The organism is Bradyrhizobium sp. Kon37, from assembly GCF_055807535.1.
Genome location: NZ_JBVVOY010000183.1, coordinates 1 through 348 on the forward strand (window position 1 = coordinate 1; position 348 = coordinate 348).

Sequence of the window (348 nt, forward strand, 5' to 3'; positions counted from 1 at the left end):
TTTTGCTTGCGTCCTTCGCATCGCTCAACTGGTGAATGCCTTTCGGTAGCCCCGCCTCGGGCAACACCTTCATGGTCAGCCATTCGCCGTTCACTACCTGGTCCACCTGGCGGCTGCCGTTCATGACGGCGATCTTGACGCTGCCCTCGGGTTTCATGATGACGCCAGGGCTTGCCGATGTGCGTGGTGCCCCGATCTGTACTTTGTTCATACGCTCTAGTTCTCCTTAGTAGGTTCTCGCGCGGCGTTGCCGCTGTTCTTGCTGCTCGATGTCTTGCTGCTTGAGCTGCTGCACCTTCTGCCGCTGGCCCTCGTCGAGAAGCACCTTGCCGACAGCACTTCTCACCT

General features: G+C 58.9%; 1 pseudogene. It reads right to left on the minus strand.

The annotated features are described in order from the left end of the window. Window positions 1–211: pseudogene (locus AC0L3J_RS37710) on the minus strand (hypothetical protein); the annotation flags it as partial. Window positions 212–348: the final 137 nt, after the last annotated feature.